Source organism: Bacteroidales bacterium, from assembly GCA_021648725.1.
GTDB lineage: Bacteria > Bacteroidota > Bacteroidia > Bacteroidales > JAADGE01 > JAADGE01.
In genome coordinates, this window is the sequence record JAKISF010000043.1 from 1 (window position 1) to 22,277 (window position 22,277).

The following is a 22,277-nucleotide window of genomic DNA, read 5'->3' on the forward strand; positions in this document are numbered from 1 at the left end:
GCTGCACAAAATTACTCTGTTCTCTTAAAAATAGCATTAAATCTATTAAAAAATGAAACAACAACAAAACAAGGAATTGCCGGCAAAAGACTTAAAGCCGGCTGGAATAATGACTATTTGCTAAAAGTATTAAATATTAAAGTATGAGTTTGCCCTGTAAAAAAAGCCTTTTCTTTTTTCTATATTCCTTAATTATAATCTCTATTTTTCGTTTTTAAAGTTATTAACATATTTACTTGTTGATTTTCAATTTATTCAGGCTTTTTAACAATGGTTCTTTTAATAACCGGACTTTGCACAAAGCCGGATTTGAACTACTTTTGAAAAACCATATTTTCTACTATTTAAAAATTATTTTTTCGGATGCAAATTAAAAATCAAATCACGGCTTTTTCTGTGAAAACAAAACCTGTCGGGTACTCATACGAAACAGCTTTTCAAGAAGCTAAAAAATATTTCAAAGGAGATGAGTTAGCAGCCAAAGTTTGGACAAATAAATATGCTTTAAAAGATTCTTTTGGTAATATTTATGAAAAAAGTCCGGCAGAAATGCACAAAAGGCTGGCAAAAGAAATTGCTCGTATAGAAAAAAAATACCCAAACCCTTTGTCCGAAAACGAAATCTTTGATTTGTTAAAAGACTTTAAATATATTATTCCTGCGGGAAGCCCTATGTCCGGTATCGGAAATAAATTTCAAGCTGTTTCGTTATCAAATTGCTTTGTGATAGGAGATGATAATCCTGCAGACTCATACGGCGGCATTTTAAAGGTTGACCAAGAACAGGTTCAGCTTATGAAACGCAGAGGCGGTGTCGGTCATGATCTTTCTCATATTCGCCCAAAAGGAAGCCCTGTAAGTAACAGTGCATTAACATCAACCGGTGTTGTTCCGTTTATGGAGAGGTATTCTAATTCAACAAGAGAAGTGGCACAAGACGGGAGAAGGGGTGCTTTAATGTTATCTATTTCTGTTAAACATCCGGATGCAGAAGACTTTATTGATGCAAAATTAGAAGCAGGAAAAATTACAGGAGCAAATATTTCTGTAAAAATTGATAATGTTTTTATGAATGCCGTTATTGAAAACAAACCATACCAACAACAATATCCGATTGATTCTGAAAAACCCTCAATAAAAAAAACAATAAATCCGAGAAAACTTTGGAAAAAAATTATAAATAATGCATGGAAGTCAGCAGAACCGGGAATTCTTTTTTGGGATACCGTAATAAATGAATCTGTTGCTGACTGCTATGCTGATTTAGGTTTCAAAACCGTTTCAACAAACCCGTGCGGAGAAATTCCTTTGTGTCCGTACGACAGTTGCCGTTTGCTTGCCATAAATTTGTTCAGCTATGTTGATAATCCTTTTACGTCAGAGGCAAAATTTAATTTTGATAAGTTTAAAGAGCATTCTCGTTATGCTCAAAGAATTATGGATGATATTATTGATTTAGAGTTGGAAAAAATTGACGGTATCCTTGATAAAATTAATTCAGACCCTGAAAAAGCAGAAATAAAAAGAACAGAGAAAAACCTTTGGGAAAATATTAAAGAAAAGGCTATTAAGGGAAGAAGAACAGGCGTAGGAATTACTGCAGAGGGGGATATGCTTGCAGCATTAAGTTTAAGATACGGAAGTGATAATGCTACGGACTTTTCAACACAAGTTCACAAAATACTGGCTGTTGAAGCCTATCGTTCTTCTGTTGAAATGGCAAAAGAAAGAGGAGCTTTTGAGGTGTTTAATTCAGAAAGAGAAAAAAATAACCCTTTCGTAAGCAGGATTAAAGATGCAGACCCGGAATTATACAACGAAATGCAAGAACACGGAAGGCGAAATATTTCTTTATTAACAATTGCTCCTACGGGTTCTACAAGTATTTTAACTCAAACAACATCAGGAATAGAACCGGTTTTTCTTCCTTTCTACAAAAGAAGACGAAAAGTAAACCCTAACGACCAAGATGTTACTGTAAGTTTTGTTGATGAAACCGGGGATTCTTGGGAAGAATATAATGTTTTTCACCATAAATTTATAACATGGATGGAAGCAAACGGAATTAATTCCGGAAAAGCTAAAAAATCTGACAGCAAAAATATTGATTCATTAATAAAAAACTCTCCTTATTATAAGGCTACTTCTAATGATGTAGATTGGCTTAATAAAGTAAGGTTACAGGGTCAAGTTCAAAAATGGGTTGATCATTCAATAAGTGTTACTGTTAATTTACCGAATGATGCTACCGTAAAACTTGTAGGAGATGTTTATCTTGAAGCCTGGAAGAGTGGGTGCAAAGGTGTTACCGTTTACAGAGACGGTTCTCGAGACGGAGTGCTTCTTGCTGCAGACAACAAAACAAAAAAAGAAGCAGAAGAGCATACAAAAAGACCGAAAGAACTAAGTGCAGATGTTATTCATTTCAGTAATAATGAGGAAGAATGGATTGCCTTTATCGGAGTTAAAGACGGTTTGCCTTATGAAATTTTTTCCGGTCGTTCGGAAGAAGATGCTCTTCCTGTTCCGAGGTCTATTACAAAAGGAAAAATTATTAAACAGCGCTTTGATGACGGTTCAAAAAGATATGATTTCAGATATACGAATAAATTTGGTTTCAATATTACAATTGAGGGTTTGTCTTACAAGTTTAATCCCGAATTCTGGAATTATGCAAAATTAATTTCCGGCGTTTTAAGGCACGGAATGCCGGTACAACATACCGTAAATCTTATTTCGTCTCTTCAGTTCGGCTCCGGTTCGATTAATACTTGGAAAAAAGGTATTGAGCGAGCATTAAAAAATTATATTCCGGACGGAACAAAGGCAAAAAAAGGGAAGATTTGTGCTGAGTGCGGCTCAGATTCATTAGTTTATCAGGAGGGTTGCTTAATTTGCCAGTCCTGCGGGTTTTCAAAATGCGGATAATAAAAAAGACCTTCATTTTGAAGGTCTTTTTTATTGTTTTTTGTTTTCTAAAAACTTCACTATTTTTCCGTTTTTATATATTGCTGTTTTTTCTAATTCTCCTGAGTTATTATAAAAATATTGTTTACCGTTAATAAGAATTCCGTTAACAAACTCTCCTTCTTTTTCTGTTCTTTTATTTATATTGTAAAAAATATGATATCCTGTTCCTGAGAAAATTTCTAAGGAATCATTTTTTTCAATAACAATAGTATCAATATTTGAGTTTTTTGAAATAATGCTGTCTTTTCTGATTTCAATTACTATATCGTCCGGTATTTCATTTTCAGAATATGTTTTAATTGTTGCAGAATCACACTCTCCTAGTGAAAAGTTTTTTTCAACCCTTAAAGTTCCCGTTTCGTAGTATTCTTTAATTACGCCGTGTTCTTTTCCGTCTATCCATTCTCCTTCTATTTTTTTATTTCCGTTTTTGTAAAAATATTGTTGGTAACCCGAACGATTTCCGTAATCATTATAATTCCACAAATAAGAAAGTTTTCCGTTTTTGTAATAAGATTTATATTTCCCTACCCACTTATCTACAACCCACGTTCCCTCTTCGGCTATGTTTCCGTTTTCGTAGTATATTTTGGCTTCTCCGCTTTTTTCACCTTTAACGTAAGTAATCAACGATTTTAAGTTTCCGTTTACATAATACGACTTCCAAACTCCGTCTTTTTTTCCTTGAAAATACATTCCCTCTTGAAGTTTTTGAGAGGTTCTGTTTTTAAAAACAACCCAATATCCTTGTTTGTTATGATTTGCATCGGTATAATTAATTGTATCTCCTTCAAAAATATCATACGTTTGTGCATGAATATTAAAAAAGGAAAACATTAAAAAAAGCAATATATAAGCAATTTTTTTCAAAAAAATTTATTTGAGTTTATATTTATGTACGAAAAATTGTGCCGTTGGTTTCATTTTTAAAATATTTATTTTTTCTTATCGTTTATTTTTCTGAATGTCTGTTACTTATATTAATTCTTTTTTTTCTGTCTTGTTAAAAAGAATTTATTACTTTTACATAAACTTTTAATCGTTTGATTTATATGAAAAAATTTCTAATAATAGCCGTTGCCGTAATTATCTTTGGATTCAGTGCTTTTTATGCGTTTGTATATTACGTTCCTTTAAGTGAAGGCTCTCGCTCCGGGAAACTTGTTAAAATAAGTAAAAAAGGGGTGCTTTTTAAAACTTATGAAGGTATTGTAAGCCAGGGGGTTTCCGGAGAACAAACTTTTTATTTTTCGGTGCTTGATAATCAAAAAGAGGCTATTGAAAAGTTAAAATCTCTTCAGGGGCAGTATGTTAAAATTACTTATGTTGAACGTTTTAAAACTTTTGCCTGGTGGGGAGATACAAGGCATTTTGTTTCTGATGTTGAAAAAATTGAAACCGAAAAACAAGAAACAGATATTGATTTATATAACGAAATATCTAAGTTAAAGCTTAGAGTTAAAAAATTAGAAAACACTATTAATTCTCTTTTAGAAGATTAGGTCTGATTACTTACAATAATTTTCAATGAATATCTCGGCTAAAGGATGTCTGAGTTCTTGTGCTTTGTTTAAATCAAAGCATGCTTCTGTCTTTTTATTCATTATTATAAGTAACTTTCCTCTTGAAAAATATGCTTCGGCAGAATTCGGATTTAGTTCAATTGTTTTTGTATAGTCAATAATTGCTCCATCAAAGTCTTTTAAAATTTGCTTAGCAACTGCTCTGTTTAAATATGCTGAAAAATGTTTCGGATCCAAACTTATTGCTGTATTAAAATCTTTTATTGCATCTTCCGTATCACCTTTTAACATCTTTGCTCTTCCCCTGTTGGAATATGCTCCCGATTCTTCGGGAGTAATACTTAATGCTTTGTCAAAATCAGCAATTGCTCCGTCATAATCTCCCAACTTTCCTTTTGTTATACCTCTGTTTGAATAATAGAAGTGCAAACCTTTGTTGCTTTCCTTATTCAGCATCAAATCAATTGCAAGATTATAGTCTTTCATTGCTGCATCTAATTTGCCGAGTTCCGATTTGGCATTTGCTCGATAGTGATATGCATCGGAAAATTGACCGTCCTCAGTTAAAGCATTTGTAAAGTCTTTTATTGATGTTGCTATCAAAACTGTATCGTTATTTAATTTTCCTAATTCAAATTTGGACACTCCTCTGTTATAAAAAGCATTACGATAATCCGGTTTTCCCTTTATTGCTTCTGAAAAATGCTCGATTGCTTCTCTTCTTAACTTTTTTACATCATTATAGCGTAGCTCTTCAAATGCTTTTACTGCTTGCCTGTCTTTTAAACTGCCTAAATTATTCCATGCAATTACTGAGTTCGGAGATTTTTTTATTGTATCTGTCCATAATGTTTCACTGTTTTGCCAAATATCTGACCGCATAAAGCTTAAGGCGGTAAGTAAAATAATATACATTCCGGTTAAACCGAAAATAATGTTCTTATGTTTCGGCTTGTTTTTTATGTGCCTGATAAGCAGAGCGGAAACTAAAATAAAAAATCCTATTGACGGAATATATGCATATCTGTCTGCATGAACAGCACTTCCGACCGGAATAAATTGCAACAGCAACAAAATATTGGCAACAAAAAATGCAATTCCGAAAACTAATATTGTTTTTCCTTTTTTAAACAGCCTAATTGTTAAATATATGATAAACCCGACCGGCAATATCATTAAATAATATAAATTCGGAATTGTTTGTTTTATAATATCCGGGTACGGATAAATTGCCGATAAATTAATCGGTAATACCAGCTTGTATAAATACTGCATAAAAGCGTAAGAGGCAATTCCTATTCGCTGAAAAAAATCATAGCCTTGCTCATCAACTAATGCTTCACTTTCTTGTTGAGCACCTATTGCAATAAGACCAAAAATAACGGCTAATGCCAAAAACGGTATTTTTTCTGCGATTAATTTAGTGTTAAAAAAGTTTCTTTTTCTGATCCAGTCAATCAAAATTATTGTGATGGCTAACGACACTGCTTGTCCTTTTGAAAACAGAGAAAGAAGAAACAAAAGAAGTGCAGCAAAGTACCAAACCAATTTCTTTTTGTCAACATATTTTAAGTAGCTGATTAAAGATGCCACAAAAAAGAAGGCATATAAAACATCTTTTCTTTCAGATATCCATGCAACCGATTCAACATGAATTGTATGAACACCAAAAAGAAGAGCCGCAATAACTGCAATATTAAAGTTTTTTAAAAGAAGTAATACAAACCAAAAAACAAACAAACTCACCAAAATATGTAAAACCAAATTTGTTAAGTGGTACAAAAACGGATTAATATTTCCGTTTTTATCTTCTCCTCCTATTGCATAGTCTATTGATAAAGAAACCATTGACAAAGGATGATAGTTTCCCATATAGTATGTATCTGTTTTAAAAAGGGTTTTAATGCTTTCAGCACTTAGGTCTTTTAAATATGGATTATCATTCAAATAAAACTCATCGTCCCAAGAAGTTATTTCATTGTCAAAAGTCGGATAATATGCAACAGTTGTAAGAACAACAATTAAGAACAGCCAAAGAAAAGTAGATTTATTTCCGGAGCTTTGGTTTATTAAATTTTCTTTTTTCGGGCTGCGAAAATTATTACTTACTTTTTTAGTTTCTTGCTTTGCCTTTCTTTCTCTTTTCATATTTACAAGATTCTTTTTATTTTTTGGCGTATTCCATTTTGTAGTGCTCAATGTTTGCTTCCGTGAACATCTCCCCTACTCTTTTAAACCCGTATTTTTCATAAAATTTTTCAACTGCGGCCTGTGCGTTTAAGTATATTTTAGATTCTGAGGGAAGAAGTTCTTTCAAAATAAAAACAATTAAGGCTGCTCCGATTTTTTTTTCTCTGTATTCTTTGTAAACGGCAAACCTTTCTAATTTATGTCCTTCTTTTGTAATTCTTCGCCTTGCGGTTCCTACAGCTTTTTTATTATAATATACCAAATAATGAATTGCATTTTTGTCAAGTCCGTCATATTCAAGATCTTTGTCAACATTTTGCTCTTCGACAAATACTTTTGTTCTTATTTGAAACGCTTTTTCAAGCTGCTCTTTATTTTCAGAAGTAAATTTTATTACTTTTATTTCCATTATAAATAATCTTTCAGCATTTTTAAACTTATGTCCCAAAGTTTATTTTGTATTTCTTTATCGTAAGTTATCGGGTTGCTTTGCACAGGTCTTCTGTTTTCGAGATATAAACCGCTCATTTGCTCGGTTACCGGGCTTGTTGCCGCATATAACATTGTGTTGGCACCTTCACTTACCGGTGCACCCCCGCTCCAAGCGGCATTTAATAATTTTGTTTCAATAACTCCGGGGTGTAGGCAATTAGCTTTTGTTTTTTCTTCTGAAAGAACTTCAACTAATTTATATGTGTGTAAAATATTTAAAAGTTTTGAGAGAGAATAAGCCGAGCTGCCGAAATAGTTTTTTTCTCCTTGCAAATTCTCAAAATCAATTTCCGACGAATGTATCATAGACGTTACATTTAATATTTTTGAAGTTTCGTCAACATCTTTCAGTAAGGGTAAAAGTTTGTATGTTAATAAAAAATGAGCCAGATAGTTTACTTGAAATGTTTGTTCAAAGCCGTCTTTTGTAATACTTCTGTCATGAAAAAAATCCGCAGCATTATTAAATAAAATATCTATTTTAGAATACTTTTCTATTATTATTTTTGTTACGGAACTAACTTCTCGTAAGTTTGAAAAATCTGCGGTAACACCAAAAACTTTGTTTTTGCAAATTGCAGATAATTCTTTTTCTGTTGCTTCAACCCGTTGTTTTATTCTTCCGTGAATAATTAAATTTGCTCCTTGTTCCGCAACCTTTTTAGCTGTTTCTTTTCCTATTCCGTCTGTTGAGCCTGTAATTAAAATTACTTTATCCTTTAAATCCATTTTTAAATATTTATAAAAACATTCTTACTTTTTTCATATAACTTAAATAATCGCTGCCGTATATTTCAATACATTTTTTTTCTTCTTCTTTTGCAATAAAATATGTTGATATAAAATGTAAAATTGCAATAATACATAAAATTATTGACGCTCCTGAAATTGAAATTCCTATGCTTATCAAAAAATATGACAAATAAACCGGGTGTCTTGATATTTTGTAAACTTTTTCGGTTACCGGTTTATCATATTCAGATATTGCAAAATAAAACATTGATAATGTATATAATATCAAACCTAAAGTATAAAACGATGTTCCGATGTAAAAAAACATTGTTCCTGTTTTTATCGGTATAAAGATACTAAAAAACAGAAACCCGTAGTATAAAATGTAATTTGCTTGTGTAATATATTTAATTCCGGGTGTTTTAATAAATTTTGAAATATTATATTTAGGAAATAGTGCTAAAAGTCCCATGCTTGTTACAAAATATATCAAAGATAAAATCCATGTATTATATATTCCTATTTTTATTCCCAAAAAAGCTTCCATATTCTGCAAAAATAATAATTGTTTAAGAATAAATAAATTTTGTAAGTTAGTAGCTTAATTTAAAATTCGGGTATGAAGTGTCGTTTTATTATTTTATTATCGTTTGTTTCGTTGTTAATCTGTTGTGAAGACTCATCAACTGAAACCGTTGCTGAATTTGAAGAAACAGCAGAAGACAAAGCCATAAAAGCCGTTGAAGTTCTCCCGGAATATAAAGAAGCAAATATTCAAATAAATGCAATGACAAACGGTGAGCAATCAATATCTTTAATTATTGATGCCCCTACAGAAGAACATCCGGAGTTTTACATTCAGGCAGGATATAATCAAGAATCTTGGTTTGAACCTTATTATATTTTTGTTGTTGATGCAAAAACTTTTGAGGTTTATATAGAAGATGTAATTGAGGAAGATGTTGCTCCTATTGAAACTTGGCGAGAAAGAGAAAAACATCGATAATTTTTTTAGAAATTAAAAATTTTTGTTTCTTTAAAGTATTATTTCAAAATCTATGATATTTGTTTTTCCTATAACCAGCACATATTCAAAAGTTTACATTGCTTTTTTGTTGATTTTTTTTCTTTTTTCCGATAATTTATCTTATTCTCAATCAAATATTGATTCTGTTGATTTAACTAAAGTTTTACAAAAACGAAAGAAAAAGTTTATAAAAAATAAATACTTAAAAAATATTGTTTCGTTTAATGAGCTGTTTCCCAAATGTTATAATGAAAAAGACTCTTCAAAATATACTATTCAAAATGATATATATTTTATTGATGAGAATATAAATACAGTTTGGGATCAATATAAAAACATCAGCCTTAAAGAGAGCTATTCAGGGCATCTTGTAAAATTCGGGTTTTTATATTCAAAACCGGAAAATAAATTAATATATGTAAATGACGAGTATTCCGGATTAAAAGAAGGGCAAATTATTTTTATTCGGCTGGATTTATTAAAGGGCATTAAAAAATTAGTTGTTGCGTATGAAGTTGCAAATGTTGACGATGAAAATAAAATAATTCAATTTTGTTATATGAATAACGGTGTTTCGGAAGGCTCTCAAAAAATTATGTTGTCTGAAGCCGAAAACGGGCAAACTAAAATAACACACAGAACATTTTTTAAGAGCGATTCAAAATTCAGAGATAAAAGAATTTATCCCGGGTTTCACAGGCGTGTTGTAAGTGAACTTCATCATAATTTGATGAACTCTTTTCATTAGCTTATTATTCTTCAACAAAGAATAACTTTTCTAAAATCATGTCTTCAACAAACTTGCCTTTCTTGCTTGTTTTAATCTTATTATTATCTGTAACTAACAACTTTTGTTCTAATAATTTTTCTGTTTGTTTTTTAATAAATAAATAGTGCTTCTTTCCGAAATTTTCTTCAATATAGCTTAAATCTGTTCCAAAAATTGTTCGTAAAGTTGTGATTATATAATCATTATATTTATCGCTTGTGCTTAGTTCTTCTTTTGTAAAAAAATCTTTGCCCTCTCCTACTCTTTTAATGTATTCTTTAAGGTTTGAAACATTATATTGTCTTGATTTTAAATTATATGAATGTGCCGATGCTCCTAACCCTAAATATGATTTTTGTTGCCAATAAGAGGTGTTATGTTTTGAAAAAAAGCCTTCTTTTGCAAAATTTGAAGTTTCATAATGTATAAAATTATGCTTTTTTGCTTCTGAAATTAATAATTCAAATTGTATCACACTTTCTTCTTCCTTTATTTCCTTTATTTTTCCTTTTTTCAGAAAATTACTGAAAACAGTATTGGGTTCATAAGTAAGGTGGTAAGCAGACAAATGCGGAATCTCTAATTTAAAAAATTCCGAAAGATTTTTTTTCCAATGTTCTGTGTTCATGTCAGGCAAACCGTAAATCAAATCTCCGCTTATATTTGTATATCCTTTATTTTTAAGAATTTGAATTGCTTTGTAGTTTTCTTTGACAGAATGTCGTCTGTTCATAAGTTTTAAATCTTTATCAAAAAAAGATTGTAAGCCAATACTTATTCTGTTAATTTTAGTTGTTTTTAATTTGCTTACATATTGCTCATTAATGTCATCCGGATTGACTTCAAGAGTTATTTCAGCATATTTTTTAATTTGGAAAATTTTTAAAATCTCATCAATAATATGTTGAATTTCAGACGGTTTTAAAAGGCTCGGTGTTCCGCCGCCGAAATATATAGTTTCAATTTTTCTGCTTTCTGTGTAATTTTGTCGTAATTTTAGTTCTTTTACAATTGCTTGTATATATTTTTCTTTGTGTATTATTGAAAGGCTTGTATAAAAATCGCAATAATAACATTTTTTTGCACAAAAAGGAATATGAATATAAACACCTGACATACAATGATTTTAAAATATTATAAAACAATATTAGTTCTTCTTTTTGTTTTACTTTTAAGTTTATTACCTGCCGAAACTACTTCAAAAATAAGGATTATTAATATTCCTCATTTTGATAAGCTTATTCATTTTTTTATGTATTTTCTTTTAACTTCAGCAAGTTTAATTGACATCAAAAATAACATAAAAGTACCGACAAGTGTTTTAATCTTGTCGGTACTTTTATCTTTGTTATTTTTAAGCGGAATTATTGAAATAATTCAAGAATTTTTTATTTTCGGTCGTAACGGAAGTTTTTTTGATTTAACTGCAAATCTTATCGGAATAACTATTTCTTCTTTACTTTTTTACAAAACTTCTATATTTTCAAAATTTCTTCAAGACTCTTGATTCCTTTTGCAAAATCACCAATTGTTTGTTCTTTAAAAACTTTCATCAGCTTGTCTCTTACTTCATGAGATTTTTCCATAAACGGGCATAGGTCTGTATATTCCGGATTATTTTCACATATCTTAATCCCTATTAAACATTCGTGAAAAACATCAACTCCGTCAATAACTTTTACAATATCATACAAAGAAATAGAACCTGGTTCTTTTGCTAAACTAAATCCTCCGTGAGGACCTTTTACAGAGTTTAATATTTTTTGTTTTGCCAATGTTTGCATTATTTTTCCCAAAAACGGGCCCGGTAATTCTAAATCTTCCGCTATTTTCTTTATACCTATTTTTTTTTCTTCTTTTTCGTGAACGGCAATATACAAAATGGCCCTTATTCCATATTTACAGGTGTTTGAAATCATATTTTTTTATTATAATCCTCAAATATAAGCATTTTTTGTTATTTGGAATAAAAAGTCTTTTATTCTTTTATTTTTAGTTTTTATTATACAGGTATTTTCTCAATTCTCTTTATATGTCTTCCCCCCTCAAAATCTGTTTCTAAAAATTTATTAACAATTTCTTTTGCTAAATCAACGCTCACAAATCTTGCAGGTAAAGAACAAATATTTGCATCATTATGCAGTCTTGCAAGTTCCGCAATCTCAACATTCCAACATAATGCCGAACGAATCCCCTGATGTTTATTTACAGTCATATTTATTCCGTTTCCGCTGCCGCAAAGTGAAATTCCTAAATCAAAATCACCGTTTTCGACAGCTGATGCCATCGGATGAGCAAAATCCGGATAATCCGCACTTTCAACAGAGTATGTTCCGAAATCCTTAGTTTTATGACCTTGTTTTTTTAACATTTCTATTAACACTTGTTTTGTTTCATAACCGGCATGGTCGCTTGCCAATGCTATTTTTTTCATATTTTTAATCTTTGAAAATTTTATCAGAAATACAACTTTACTAAATCAATTTAACATTTACAGTAATTTAATGTTTTTTTAAATAGCTAAAAAACAGGTAGTTATATAAGATTGTTATGTTTTTATATTATAAACAGACTGTTAATAACTATTGTCATTTTATTAGTTTTCAGCTTGTTATTTTTATCATGTTTTTTTAATAAACAGTTGATAATTTTAATCTAAAAAATTAAAACTTATTTTTGCAAAGAAAACCATTTTATCAGTATAGAAAGAATTTAATATTACACAAGTATAATTTTTAATATTTACATATTTTTTTAAACAATTTTTTAATACAAAAACTTAAAAAACTTATTAAAAATTTAATGTTTCAATACATTTTTATAATTGTTAATAATATAAAATAATATATTAAATTTTAGGAAGTTAATAATATAAAAGCATTTTAAAAATTGTTAATATTTTTTTAAAAATGACAAATGCAAGAAAAAAAACATATTTTTATAAAATAATTAACAGACTATAATCATTATCATTAATATTTTTAAATTAAATTATAATAAATATATAGATGTTAAATAAAATTGAAGAAATAAAGAAAAACGGTTTTATAAATATTGACGAAAACGAAAAAACAGATTTAATTAAAGAAATAAATCTTTTAAAAAAAGAAAAAAATGCCGTAATACTTGCTCATTACTATGTTGACGGTGCTATTCAAGATATTTCGGATTTTGTTGGCGACAGTCTTGCTCTTTCACAAAAAGCCGCTACAACAAATGCTGATATTATTTTATTTGTAGGTGTACATTTTATGGCTGAAACTGCTAAAATTCTTTCTCCCGATAAAAAAGTTATACTTCCCGATTTAAATGCGGGTTGTTCCCTTGCCGACAGTTGCCCGGATGTAGATTTTGAAGAATTTATTAAACAACATCCAAATCATGTAGTTGTTTCTTACGTTAATACAACTGCAAAAGTTAAAGCTTTAACAGATATTGTTTGTACATCTTCAAATGCAAAAAAAATTATAGAATCAATTCCGAAAGATAAAAAGATTATTTTCGGACCGGACAAGAATCTCGGAAACCACATAAGCAGAATAACAGGAAGAGAAATGGTTATTTGGGACGGAGCTTGTCATGTTCATAACGAATTTTCTTTGGAAGGAATTTTAGAGCAAAAAAAGCAAAACCCCGATGCTAAAATAATTTCACATCCCGAGTGTCCTAAACAAATAACAATGATATCAGATTATGTAGGTTCAACTTCCGGCTTAATTAATTTTACGAAAGAAGATAATGCAAAAACGTTTATTGTTGCAACAGAACCGGGTGTTATTCATGAAATGAAAAAAGCAAGTCCGAATAAATTTTTTATTCCCGCTCCGGGAGAAGATTCTGAATGTGCTTGCAGTGAATGTGAGTTTATGAAATTAAACAATATCAAAAAAGTTTATAGTTGTTTAAAATATGAACTTCCTGAAATTAAAGTAGATGAAGATATCAGGAAAAAAGCGTATATTCCTATTAAAGCAATGCTTGATCTTTCAAACTAAAATATGAATAAACATTTTTTACATATAATCTCGATAATTATTTTACTTATTAGTTTTCAACAAGAACTTGAAGCTCAAAAAATAAATCCTAACGGTTATAATAAATTCACATATCCCGACGGAACTTTATCAAGTGAAGGAAACATGAAAAACGGTAAACCTGTCGGGTATTGGAAATCTTATTATCCTTCCGGTAAATTAAAAACCGAAGGAAACAGAAAAAATGAAAAATTAGACAGCGTTTGGAGATTTTACGACAGGCAAGGACATCTAACAGAAGTTATTGATTATAAAAATAATATAAAAAGTGGATATTATAAAAAATACAAACTTATTAATGATTCCGATTATGTAAATAATGTTCTTATTTCAAAAGAATTATATATTAACGGAGAAAAAAACGGTAAATCTTATTATTATGATGACAGAGCCCGTTTATCAAAAACAATAGAGTTTGAAAAGAATTATAAAAACGGATATGAAAAACATTTTGACACAACCGGTAATATTATTTTAATATTAAAATATTCTTATAACAACATAATTAATTCAGAAAAATTAAACAGAAAAGATAAGTTCGGAAAAAAGCAAGGAGTTTGGAAAACATTTTACGGCAATGATAAAATAAAAACTTATGCGAATTATAAAGATGATATTTTAAACGGTTATTATCGAGAATATAATCCATACGGAGAACTCATAAAATCAGAATATTATATCGAAGGTAAATTGCAAATTCTTACAGAAGATGAAAAACCTGAAAATAAAATCAAAATAGTTAAAGAACTTTACCCGAACGGAAAAATTAAAAACAAAGGAACTTTTATTAAAAATAAACCCGTAGGAATACACAAAACTTTTAATGAAAAAGGAAAAGTAATTGCATCAAAAACGTATTCTGATGACGGAAAAATAATAGGCGAAGGAATTGTTGATAAAAAAGATAAAAAACAAGGAGAGTGGAAGTTTCTTTATGATAACGGTAAAATAAGATCTTCCGGAAAGTTTGTAAACGGAAAAAAAGAAGGAAAATGGTTATTTTATTTTCCGTCGGGTAAAACAGAGCAAAAAGGTGTTTATAAAAACGGAAAATACTCAGGAATTTGGATTTGGTATTATGAAAACGGAAATTTAAGAAGAACAGGAAAATTCAAAAAAGGAAAAGAAGAAGGATTTTTCTATGAACTTTCCGAAGAAGGGGATACACTTTCAAGAGGAAATTATATATACGGAATGAAAAGCGGAGAATGGAAATATTCAGTAAATGATTTTATTGAAACAGGAAAATATGTTTCAGGAAAAAAAGAAGGAGTTTGGAAACAATATTATTCTGACAACAAACTTAAATTTGAAGGTAATTATATTGAAGGTTTTCCTGACGGTAAACACAAACACTACTATCCTGACGGAAAAATTAAACTTATTGCTGAATATGCAGTAGGAAATAAAACAGGAAAGTGGAAAAAATATGATAAAGAAGGAAACTTAGAAACTTTAACCGAATATAAAGCAAACAAAAAATATAAAATTGACGGACAAAAAATTAAAAATAACTAAAAATGTTAATTGATATTATAAGTAGGGCTTGCTGAAAAGCTCACAGGTGCATTAGATTTCAAGTTTCTCGTTTGAAGTCGTATATAAATACTGCGAAATAAGAGAAATTTGAAAGATAGTGTGCCTGTGGGCAGCTAAAATATTTTACACAAGTGCAGGGAAATAGGGCGAAATGAATTAAAAACCTTGCACTTGTATATGTAAATAATCTTATAAATGACTGAAAAATAAATATATTAGCGTTTTTCAGCAAGCCCTAATTTAAAGATTTTCGGCATCAACATCAAAACTGTCATTGAAGTCATCTTCCGGTTCATCGTCATCTTCTTCCGGGTCGGTATATTTATCGGTATATATTTCCTTTATTTCTTCTTTTAAGAATCCGTCATCATCATAATCAAAATCATCTGTTATTAGTTGTTGAGCAACTGTTACAGACATACGAATCAAATATATTTTATCTTCTGTTTCAAAAGGCAAAGCACTTACGCTGTTACCTTTTATATCTGTATATTCAATTAAATGTTGAGTAAACCCTTCAGGGTAAGATAATTTTACTTGCTCTTTAATTTCTTGGTTTAGTTTTTCAAAATCTAACAGAATTCTTTTTTTACTCATTTTTTTATTAATCTATTTTAAAATACAAATGAAGTATTTTTTTTTTTAACAAAGATAAAAATTGTTTAAAAAATACCTTAAAAGTATAATAAAACATAATCGGTTTTATAAAATTGAATTGTATAACCGATACAGTTTTTATAAATTATTTAAGAGAATCAATTATTGAAGCTATTTTACTGAATATATTGTCAATATCGCCCACACCGTTTATTTCATGCAGCTTGCCTTGTTCCGAATAGTATTCGGCAACTTTTGCGGTTGTAAGTTTATAAGTTTGAATTCTTTTCGCGATAATTTCAGGTGTATCATCAACCCTGCCTCCAATTTTTGCCCTTTCTAATAATCGCCTTACTAATTCATCTTCGTCAACATCTAATGCAAACATTGCAGAAATTTCGTAGTTTTTATTTAACAAGAGTTTATCTAGGCCTTTTGCTTGGTCAACTGTTCTGGGAAAACCGTCAAGTACAACTCCGGATGTTCCTTTATTTGCTTCAATTTCTTTTGCAACCATACCGAGAATAATATCATCGGGAACCAAACCGCCCTTATTCATGTGACTTTTTGCTATTTGTCCGAGGCGTGAATTTATTTCAAGTTCTTTTCTCAGAATATCACCGGTTGATAAATGCACAAGATTATATTTTTCGATAATTTTCTTAGATTGTGTTCCTTTTCCTGATCCGGGAGGTCCGAAAATAAGAAAGTATTTAACTTTCGATATTGTTCTGTTTTGAGCAGCTTCAGAGTTAGTAAATATTGCTGTTAAATTTCGCCCTAAACCGTCATAATCAAGCCCGTAACCTACAATAAAATCATTAGGGATTTCCATTCCTATGTAATCAATATTGTAATTTTTTAAGAAAGCATCAGGTTTTACTAATAAACTTGCAATTCTTATTTCTTTCGGTCCGAGTTCATTAATTTGATCAACAATTTTTTCCATTGTTATGCCGGAATCAATAATGTCTTCCAAAATAACAACAGTTTTTCCGGTTAAATCTTCATTAAGGCCTATTAGTTTTTTTACATTTCCGGTTGATTCTGTTCCTTCATACGAAGCAAATTTAATAAAAGAAATATATGCATTAAACTCAATTCGTTTAAATAAATCTGATGCAAACATAAACGCACCGTTAAGGATTGCAACAAAAACAACATCCTTACCAAGAAGTTGGGCGTTCATTTCATCTGCCATATCTTGAACAACATCTTGAATACGTTTTGTCGGAATAGTTAAATCAAAGTCTTTATCGTGAAGCCTAATTCTCATAATTTTTTGTTTTTGAAGCCTGAATTTTTAAAAGCTACAAAGGTAAAAAAAAAAATGTTTTTTGTTTGAAATGTGGAAAATGAGTTAAATTTTTATTAATATTGAGTTTCCAAATTAATTAAGTTTAATGAGTATGAAAAAAGTTTTATTTTTAGTATCTATTTTTATTATAAGCCATATTTCTTATGCACAACATCAAGTAGAAATTGGTGCCAGGCAAGGAGGAACAGCAGGTTCAGGGGTTGTGCTTACAGATATTTGGTCTTCATATCATAATCAGGCAGGATTATCAGATATTAACGGTCTTTCGGTAGGTTTATTTTATTCGAATTTATATAATGTTAATGCTTTTCGACAAACTGCATTTGCTTTTGCAATTCCTACTGAAAAATATGGAAGTGCAGGGCTCAATTATTCATATTCAGGAGATGAATATTCAAATTTCAGTAAATTTGGCTTAGCTTATGCAAAAAGATTAGGAAAAAGGTTTACGGCGGGCATTCAGCTGGACTATTTCAGAAGAGCACAGTTAAATTACGGCATAACGGGAATTGCAGTAGGAGAATTCGGTATGATTGCAGAACCGATCAAAAATTTGTTTATAGGAGCTCATGTTTTTAATCCTTGGCGTGCTAAATTTTACGGAACAGACGAAACGCTTACTTCTATTTTTAGATTAGGTGCGGGTTATAAATTCTCGGAAAAAGTTTTGTTTACTCTCGAAGGCGAAAAAGACATAGAGCAAAAAGCTGTTGTAAGATGCGGTACGGAATATAATGTAGCGGGAGGACTTTTTTTAAGAGCCGGTGTTGCAACTAATCCTGTAAAATATAGTTTTGGTTTAGGGTATAATTATAAGGATGTAGTTTTTGATTTGGCATTTATAAACCATAATGTTTTGGGATATTATATGCAATTCGGTTTAGGGTACACTTTAAATAAGAATATTGAGTGAGTCTTATAAATCAAAAAAGAGAATATGAAGATATTCTCTTTTTTTGTAAAATTCATTAAAATTCGTTTTATTCAAACGATAAAATAGTTTCTTTTATAATATTTGTTGCTTCAATAACTTGTTCTTTATTTATAACCAACGGAGGAGCAAAACGAATAATGTGTCCGTGAGTAGGTTTTGCAAGAAGTCCGTTATCTCGTAATTTCATACAAACATCCCAAGCTTCTTTACCGTTTTTAGGTTTAATAATCATTGCATTAAGCAAGCCCTTTCCCCTTACCAGTTCAACCATTTCAGAATCAATTTTTCTTAATTCGTCTCTAAAAATTTTACCTAATTCTTCTGCATTTTCGGCTAATTTTTCATCTTTAATAACTTCAAGAGCAGCAATAGCAACTTTACAGGCAACCGGATTTCCTCCGAAAGTAGAACCGTGTTCTCCGGGTTTAATTACTAACATAATATCATCATCGGCAAGTACAGCAGAAACAGGCATTGCTCCTCCCGATAATGCTTTTCCCAAGATTAATATATCAGGACGAACACCTTCGTGGTCAACTGCTAATAATTTACCTGTTCTTGCAATTCCGGTTTGAACTTCATCGGCAATAAAAAGAACATTATTTTTTTTACATAAATCGTAAGCTTTTTTTAAGTATCCTTCGTCAGGAACAAATACGCCGGCTTCACCTTGAATAGGTTCAACAAGAAATGCTGCAATATTTTCGTCTTCTAATTCTTTAGCTAAAGCACCAAGGTCGTTATAAGGAATTGTAACAAACCCCGGAGTATAAGGTCCGAAATTAGTATATGCATCGGGGTCGGTTGACATTGAAATTATTGTAATTGTTCTTCCGTGGAAGTTATTTTCAGCTACAATAATTTTTGCTTCATTTTCGGGTATTCCTTTTTTTTCGTATCCCCATTTTCTTGCAAGTTTTAAAGCTGTTTCGTCTGCTTCGACACCTGTGTTCATGGGCAGAACTTTGTCGTAACCGAAATATTTTGTTACATATTCTTCAAATTCTCCGAGAACGTTATTATAAAAAGCACGAGAAGTTAATGTTAAAACTTTTGCTTGCTCAACCATTGCATTAATTATTTTAGGATGGCAATGTCCCTGATTTACAGCTGAATATGCTGACAAGAAATCGAAGTATTTTTTACCGTCAACATCCCAAACAAAAACGCCTTCGCCTTTTTCTAATACAACCGGAAGGGGGTGGTAGTTATGAGCTCCGAATTTATCTTCTCTGTTAATATAATCTTGACTTGTCATTGGAATAAAGTTTTAAAAGTGAGTAAAATAAAACAGTACGAACTAAAGTATTCGTATTAAAAATAATGACAAATTAAAGAAAATTTTTAATCAGAAATTATGAATTACAGTTATTTTTTTTTGATGTTTAGCAACAGGAATTTTTGAAAGTTATATTATAGCTTTTTAGTTTTTAAATTTATTTCAGCATCAAAGAACATTTCAGCCAGTGTTTTAAAAAAAACTGTATAATCCGAAATAAAAAATTCATGTTCGGGAGTTTTTTTATTTGAATTTAATAAATTATTTTCTGTAAGAATTTCTTTTAACTTTTGGGCAACAACAACAGAGGAGTCTATTACTGCTGTTTTAAAATTGTAGAATTTTCGAATTTGATTTTTTATAATAGGGTAGTGGGTACAAGCTAAAATAAGACCGTCAATATTGTTCAGTTTTTCATTAGATAAGTATTCTTTGATTATAGAGTTGCTGATATTGTCGTATATAAAACCTTCCTCAATCATAGGTACTAAAAGAGGTGTTTGCAGGGAAACGACTTCTTTATTTTTCTGTATTGATTTTATTTTTTTTGTATAACTTCCGCTTTGGATTGTTCCTTTTGTGCCGATTACTCCTATTTTTTTCAAGTTTTCTTGTTCTGCAACAAATTCTGTTGCGGGGTCAATAACATTAATTACAATTGCTTTTTCTGCGGCTCTTTTTTTTACGGCTTCATACGCAGCAGCTGATGCAGTGTTGCATGCAATTAAAATAACTTTACATTTTCTTTCGAGAAGGAAGTCGGTTATTTTTAAAGAATATGTTTTAACTGTTTCGGTAGATTTATCGCCATAGGGCAGGTGTGCAGTATCTCCGAAATAAATGATTTTTTCTTCGGGCAAAAGATTTTTTACTGCCGAAGCAACGGTTAAACCTCCTGCACCCGAATCAAAAATTCCGATTGCTTGATTTTTGTCTGTTTTTGTCATATAGACTTATGTTAAAAACAATATAAACCTGCACTTGTCAGAAAAGAAAATGCAGGTTTATTATTTCAGCAAAAATTTTGCTTATTATTCAGTTGCTGCTAATTTTTTCTTAATTTCATCGGTAACATCAATACTTTGTGTTTTTGAGAAATACAATAAGGTAGATTCATCAAAAATATAGATGTATTCTCCTGCTTCGGCAACTTCTTTTATTGCTTTTTGAACTTTCTCGCTTATTGGTGTCAACAATTCAATTTGTTTATCATTTATTTTTTGCTGAACGCTAGCTTCATAAGTTTGAAGTCTTTGTTGAAGTCCCATAATTTCACTGTATTTATCTTCTTTTGTAAGATCATCCCATTTTTCGGGGCTTGCATCAGCTAATTGTTCATTTTCAGAGAATTCAGTTGCTTTTTTCTGGTATTCGGTTTGCATTTCTTGAAAACGAGTTGTGTATTTTGCTGTTAAAGCTTCTAATTCTTCTTTTGCTTTTTTAGTTTCGGGCATTTCGTCAATTAATTTTTGAGAATTTGTATGTCCGAATTTTAATTTTTGTGCTGATGTTGTTCCCATAACAACTGTCAACAAAAATACTACTGCACTTAATCTTATTAAAACTTTCATGTGTCTTTTTTTATTGTTTTTAATTATCACATAGGAACATCCGCATGTGAGCCTTTTTTACTCCTTTCAAACTTGGAGAATGCAACAGTCATTCCCTTGGGGTTATAAAGCTTTAGGATGGGTGTTTCATGTTTTTGTGTTATTTATTTAATTATTAATTATATCCGAGTTTTTTCAAAATATCGTCGCTGATGTCAAATTTCGGATCGGTATAAATTAATGACATATCAGCGGCTTTGTCGAAAATAAAACCGTAATTGCCTTCTGTTGCAATTTCTTTTATGGCGTTGTAAACTTCGTCTTGAATGGGTTTTACAAGTTCTTGCCTTTTGTTATACAGTTCGCCTTCATTACCAAAATATTTATCTTTCAGCTTGTTTGCTTCGTTTTCCAATTTTATTATTTCATCTTCTCTTTGTTTTTTCATTTCGGAAGATAAAAGCGGTGCTTCGGTTTGATATTCTTTGTATTTTTGTTCAACTTCTTTATATTTATTTTCAATATCTTTTTTCCAGCCTTCTGAAAGAGCATCTAATTTAGCTTGTGCATTTTCATAAGCAGGAATTTTACTTAAAATGTATTCTGTATCTACGTAAGCATTTTTTTGAGCAAAAGTAGGCAGTGAGAATAGTCCGATTAACAATAATGATACGATTGATTTTTTCATTTTTCTAATATTTTAATTATTAATTACTTGTACGTTTGTCCGAGATTTGCTTCTCTTCTGTTATCTTAATTGCAAAAATGATGCAAATAAATTATTATACAGAAACATTATTAAAATTGTTGTCCCATTGTAAAGTGGAATTCTCCGCCGTGCGGTCCACCCTCTCCGGGTTGATTGTCGAAACCGTAACCCCAATCAAACCCGAGTTGCCCCAGCATCGGTAAAAAAACTCTTACGCCTACACCGGCAGATCTTTTGATACTAAACGGGTTAAAGTTTTTTGTATCGTACCAAGCATTTCCGGCTTCAGTAAATATTAAGCCGAAAATTGTTGCAGACTCGCTTAAAACAACCGGATACCTAAGTTCCATCGTATATTTTGTGTATATATTTGCACCTTTTTCCGGTGTCAGTTTACTGTCTTCATATCCTCTTAACCCAACTATATCAACACCGTAAGAATAGTATGACATACCGCTTCCTCCGACACTATATCCTCCAACGGGAGAATAGCCTATATCCTTATTGTAAAACCCAAGTAAGCCAAATTCTGTTTTTGTATGGAATACAAGATCACCCCATATTGAAGAAAACCATTGTGCTTTAAATGTCCATTTGTGGTATTCAATCCATTT

At 30.6% G+C, this 22,277-nt stretch carries 24 protein-coding genes and 1 pseudogene; 9 read left to right on the forward strand and 16 right to left on the reverse strand.

Annotation, left to right across the window (positions count from 1 at the left end; genetic code table 11):
• Positions 1-147 (forward strand): ISAs1 family transposase (locus L3J35_12550; GenBank protein MCF6367017.1); only part of this gene is annotated, 147 nt, incomplete at its 5' end.
• Between the two features lie 216 nt (positions 148-363).
• Positions 364-2,928: an adenosylcobalamin-dependent ribonucleoside-diphosphate reductase gene (locus L3J35_12555; GenBank protein ID MCF6367018.1), complete on the forward strand. Its 2,565-nt coding sequence runs from the start codon at positions 364-366 to the stop codon at positions 2,926-2,928.
• Between the two features lie 30 nt (positions 2,929-2,958).
• Here the strand turns inward: L3J35_12555 and L3J35_12560 are convergent, their stop codons facing one another.
• Positions 2,959-3,840 (reverse strand): hypothetical protein, encoded by an 882-nt coding sequence (locus L3J35_12560; GenBank protein ID MCF6367019.1) that lies wholly within the window; start codon positions 3,838-3,840, stop codon positions 2,959-2,961.
• Between the two features lie 182 nt (positions 3,841-4,022).
• On the opposite strand from L3J35_12560, the gene L3J35_12565 reads away from it, so the two are divergent.
• Positions 4,023-4,472 carry a hypothetical protein gene (locus L3J35_12565; protein MCF6367020.1) on the forward strand — a complete coding sequence of 150 codons (450 nt, stop codon included), beginning with the start codon at positions 4,023-4,025 and terminating at the stop codon, positions 4,470-4,472.
• Between the two features lie 6 nt (positions 4,473-4,478).
• Here the strand turns inward: L3J35_12565 and L3J35_12570 are convergent, their stop codons facing one another.
• Genes L3J35_12570 through L3J35_12585 form a run of 4 tightly spaced genes read right to left on the reverse strand, consistent with a single transcriptional unit; the run spans position 4,479 to position 8,454 of the window.
• Positions 4,479-6,641: a tetratricopeptide repeat protein gene (locus L3J35_12570; GenBank protein MCF6367021.1), complete on the reverse strand. Its 2,163-nt coding sequence runs from the start codon at positions 6,639-6,641 to the stop codon at positions 4,479-4,481.
• A 16-nt stretch (positions 6,642-6,657) separates the two neighbouring features.
• Positions 6,658-7,092 (reverse strand): GNAT family N-acetyltransferase, encoded by a 435-nt coding sequence (locus tag L3J35_12575; protein ID MCF6367022.1) that lies wholly within the window; start codon positions 7,090-7,092, stop codon positions 6,658-6,660.
• Entirely contained in the window at positions 7,092-7,904 is an 813-nt protein-coding gene (locus tag L3J35_12580; protein MCF6367023.1) for an SDR family NAD(P)-dependent oxidoreductase, read from the reverse strand. Before L3J35_12580 ends, L3J35_12575 begins: the two co-directional genes overlap by 1 nt.
• Before the next feature lie 10 nt (positions 7,905-7,914).
• The gene (locus tag L3J35_12585; GenBank protein MCF6367024.1) at positions 7,915-8,454 is read right to left on the reverse strand and encodes a hypothetical protein; all 540 of its coding nucleotides are present in this window, start codon (positions 8,452-8,454) and stop codon (positions 7,915-7,917) included.
• A gap of 72 nt (positions 8,455-8,526) precedes the next feature.
• On the opposite strand from L3J35_12585, the gene L3J35_12590 reads away from it, so the two are divergent.
• Positions 8,527-8,913 (forward strand): hypothetical protein, encoded by a 387-nt coding sequence (locus tag L3J35_12590; GenBank protein ID MCF6367025.1) that lies wholly within the window; start codon positions 8,527-8,529, stop codon positions 8,911-8,913.
• A gap of 52 nt (positions 8,914-8,965) precedes the next feature.
• Entirely contained in the window at positions 8,966-9,682 is a 717-nt protein-coding gene (locus L3J35_12595) for a hypothetical protein (GenBank protein MCF6367026.1), read from the forward strand.
• A gap of 4 nt (positions 9,683-9,686) precedes the next feature.
• On the opposite strand, the gene hemW is transcribed toward L3J35_12595, so the two are convergent.
• Positions 9,687-10,820 carry a radical SAM family heme chaperone HemW gene (gene hemW, locus L3J35_12600; protein MCF6367027.1) on the reverse strand — a complete coding sequence of 378 codons (1,134 nt, stop codon included), beginning with the start codon at positions 10,818-10,820 and terminating at the stop codon, positions 9,687-9,689.
• A gap of 3 nt (positions 10,821-10,823) precedes the next feature.
• Between hemW and L3J35_12605 the strand changes: the two genes are divergently transcribed.
• Complete coding sequence (locus L3J35_12605) at positions 10,824-11,210, forward strand: VanZ family protein (GenBank protein MCF6367028.1); 387 nt, start codon at positions 10,824-10,826, stop codon at positions 11,208-11,210.
• Here L3J35_12605 and L3J35_12610 read toward each other — a convergent pair.
• A complete protein-coding gene (locus L3J35_12610; GenBank protein MCF6367029.1) occupies positions 11,179-11,622 on the reverse strand; it encodes an Rrf2 family transcriptional regulator in 444 nt (147 codons plus the stop codon). The genes L3J35_12605 and L3J35_12610 overlap by 32 nt on opposite strands.
• Positions 11,623-11,705: 83 nt before the next feature.
• On the reverse strand, positions 11,706-12,137 hold the full coding sequence (gene rpiB / locus L3J35_12615) for a ribose 5-phosphate isomerase B (protein ID MCF6367030.1): 432 nt from the start codon (positions 12,135-12,137) through the stop codon (positions 11,706-11,708).
• A 574-nt stretch (positions 12,138-12,711) separates the two neighbouring features.
• Here rpiB and nadA point away from each other — a divergent pair.
• Together nadA and L3J35_12625 are read left to right on the forward strand one after the other, a co-directional pair.
• On the forward strand, positions 12,712-13,698 hold the full coding sequence (gene nadA / locus L3J35_12620; GenBank protein ID MCF6367031.1) for a quinolinate synthase NadA: 987 nt from the start codon (positions 12,712-12,714) through the stop codon (positions 13,696-13,698).
• A 3-nt stretch (positions 13,699-13,701) separates the two neighbouring features.
• The gene (locus tag L3J35_12625; protein MCF6367032.1) at positions 13,702-15,255 is read left to right on the forward strand and encodes a hypothetical protein; all 1,554 of its coding nucleotides are present in this window, start codon (positions 13,702-13,704) and stop codon (positions 15,253-15,255) included.
• A gap of 261 nt (positions 15,256-15,516) precedes the next feature.
• Here the strand turns inward: L3J35_12625 and L3J35_12630 are convergent, their stop codons facing one another.
• The 3 genes and pseudogenes from L3J35_12630 to hpt form a co-directional block, all read right to left on the reverse strand.
• Complete coding sequence (locus L3J35_12630; GenBank protein MCF6367033.1) at positions 15,517-15,873, reverse strand: hypothetical protein; 357 nt, start codon at positions 15,871-15,873, stop codon at positions 15,517-15,519.
• A 145-nt stretch (positions 15,874-16,018) separates the two neighbouring features.
• Positions 16,019-16,636, reverse strand: coding sequence for an adenylate kinase (locus tag L3J35_12635; GenBank protein ID MCF6367034.1), 618 nt, complete (start codon positions 16,634-16,636; stop codon positions 16,019-16,021).
• A pseudogene (gene hpt, locus L3J35_12640) lies at positions 16,619-17,152 on the reverse strand (hypoxanthine phosphoribosyltransferase). Before hpt ends, L3J35_12635 begins: the two are co-directional and overlap by 18 nt.
• A 130-nt stretch (positions 17,153-17,282) precedes the next feature.
• On the opposite strand from hpt, the gene L3J35_12645 reads away from it, so the two are divergent.
• Positions 17,283-18,104: a hypothetical protein gene (locus L3J35_12645; GenBank protein MCF6367035.1), complete on the forward strand. Its 822-nt coding sequence runs from the start codon at positions 17,283-17,285 to the stop codon at positions 18,102-18,104.
• Positions 18,105-18,171: 67 nt separating this feature from the next.
• Here L3J35_12645 and rocD read toward each other — a convergent pair whose 3' ends face one another.
• The 5 genes from rocD to L3J35_12670 form a co-directional block, all read right to left on the reverse strand.
• Positions 18,172-19,383: an ornithine--oxo-acid transaminase gene (gene rocD / locus L3J35_12650; GenBank protein MCF6367036.1), complete on the reverse strand. Its 1,212-nt coding sequence runs from the start codon at positions 19,381-19,383 to the stop codon at positions 18,172-18,174.
• 155 nt (positions 19,384-19,538) lie between these two features.
• Positions 19,539-20,351 carry a glutamate racemase gene (murI, locus tag L3J35_12655; protein MCF6367037.1) on the reverse strand — a complete coding sequence of 271 codons (813 nt, stop codon included), beginning with the start codon at positions 20,349-20,351 and terminating at the stop codon, positions 19,539-19,541.
• Between the two features lie 84 nt (positions 20,352-20,435).
• Complete coding sequence (locus L3J35_12660; protein ID MCF6367038.1) at positions 20,436-20,975, reverse strand: OmpH family outer membrane protein; 540 nt, start codon at positions 20,973-20,975, stop codon at positions 20,436-20,438.
• A 154-nt stretch (positions 20,976-21,129) separates the two neighbouring features.
• Complete coding sequence (locus L3J35_12665) at positions 21,130-21,642, reverse strand: OmpH family outer membrane protein (GenBank protein ID MCF6367039.1); 513 nt, start codon at positions 21,640-21,642, stop codon at positions 21,130-21,132.
• Positions 21,643-21,752: 110 nt separating this feature from the next.
• The coding region (locus L3J35_12670) for a BamA/TamA family outer membrane protein (protein ID MCF6367040.1) at positions 21,753-22,277 on the reverse strand (525 nt) is incomplete at its 5' end.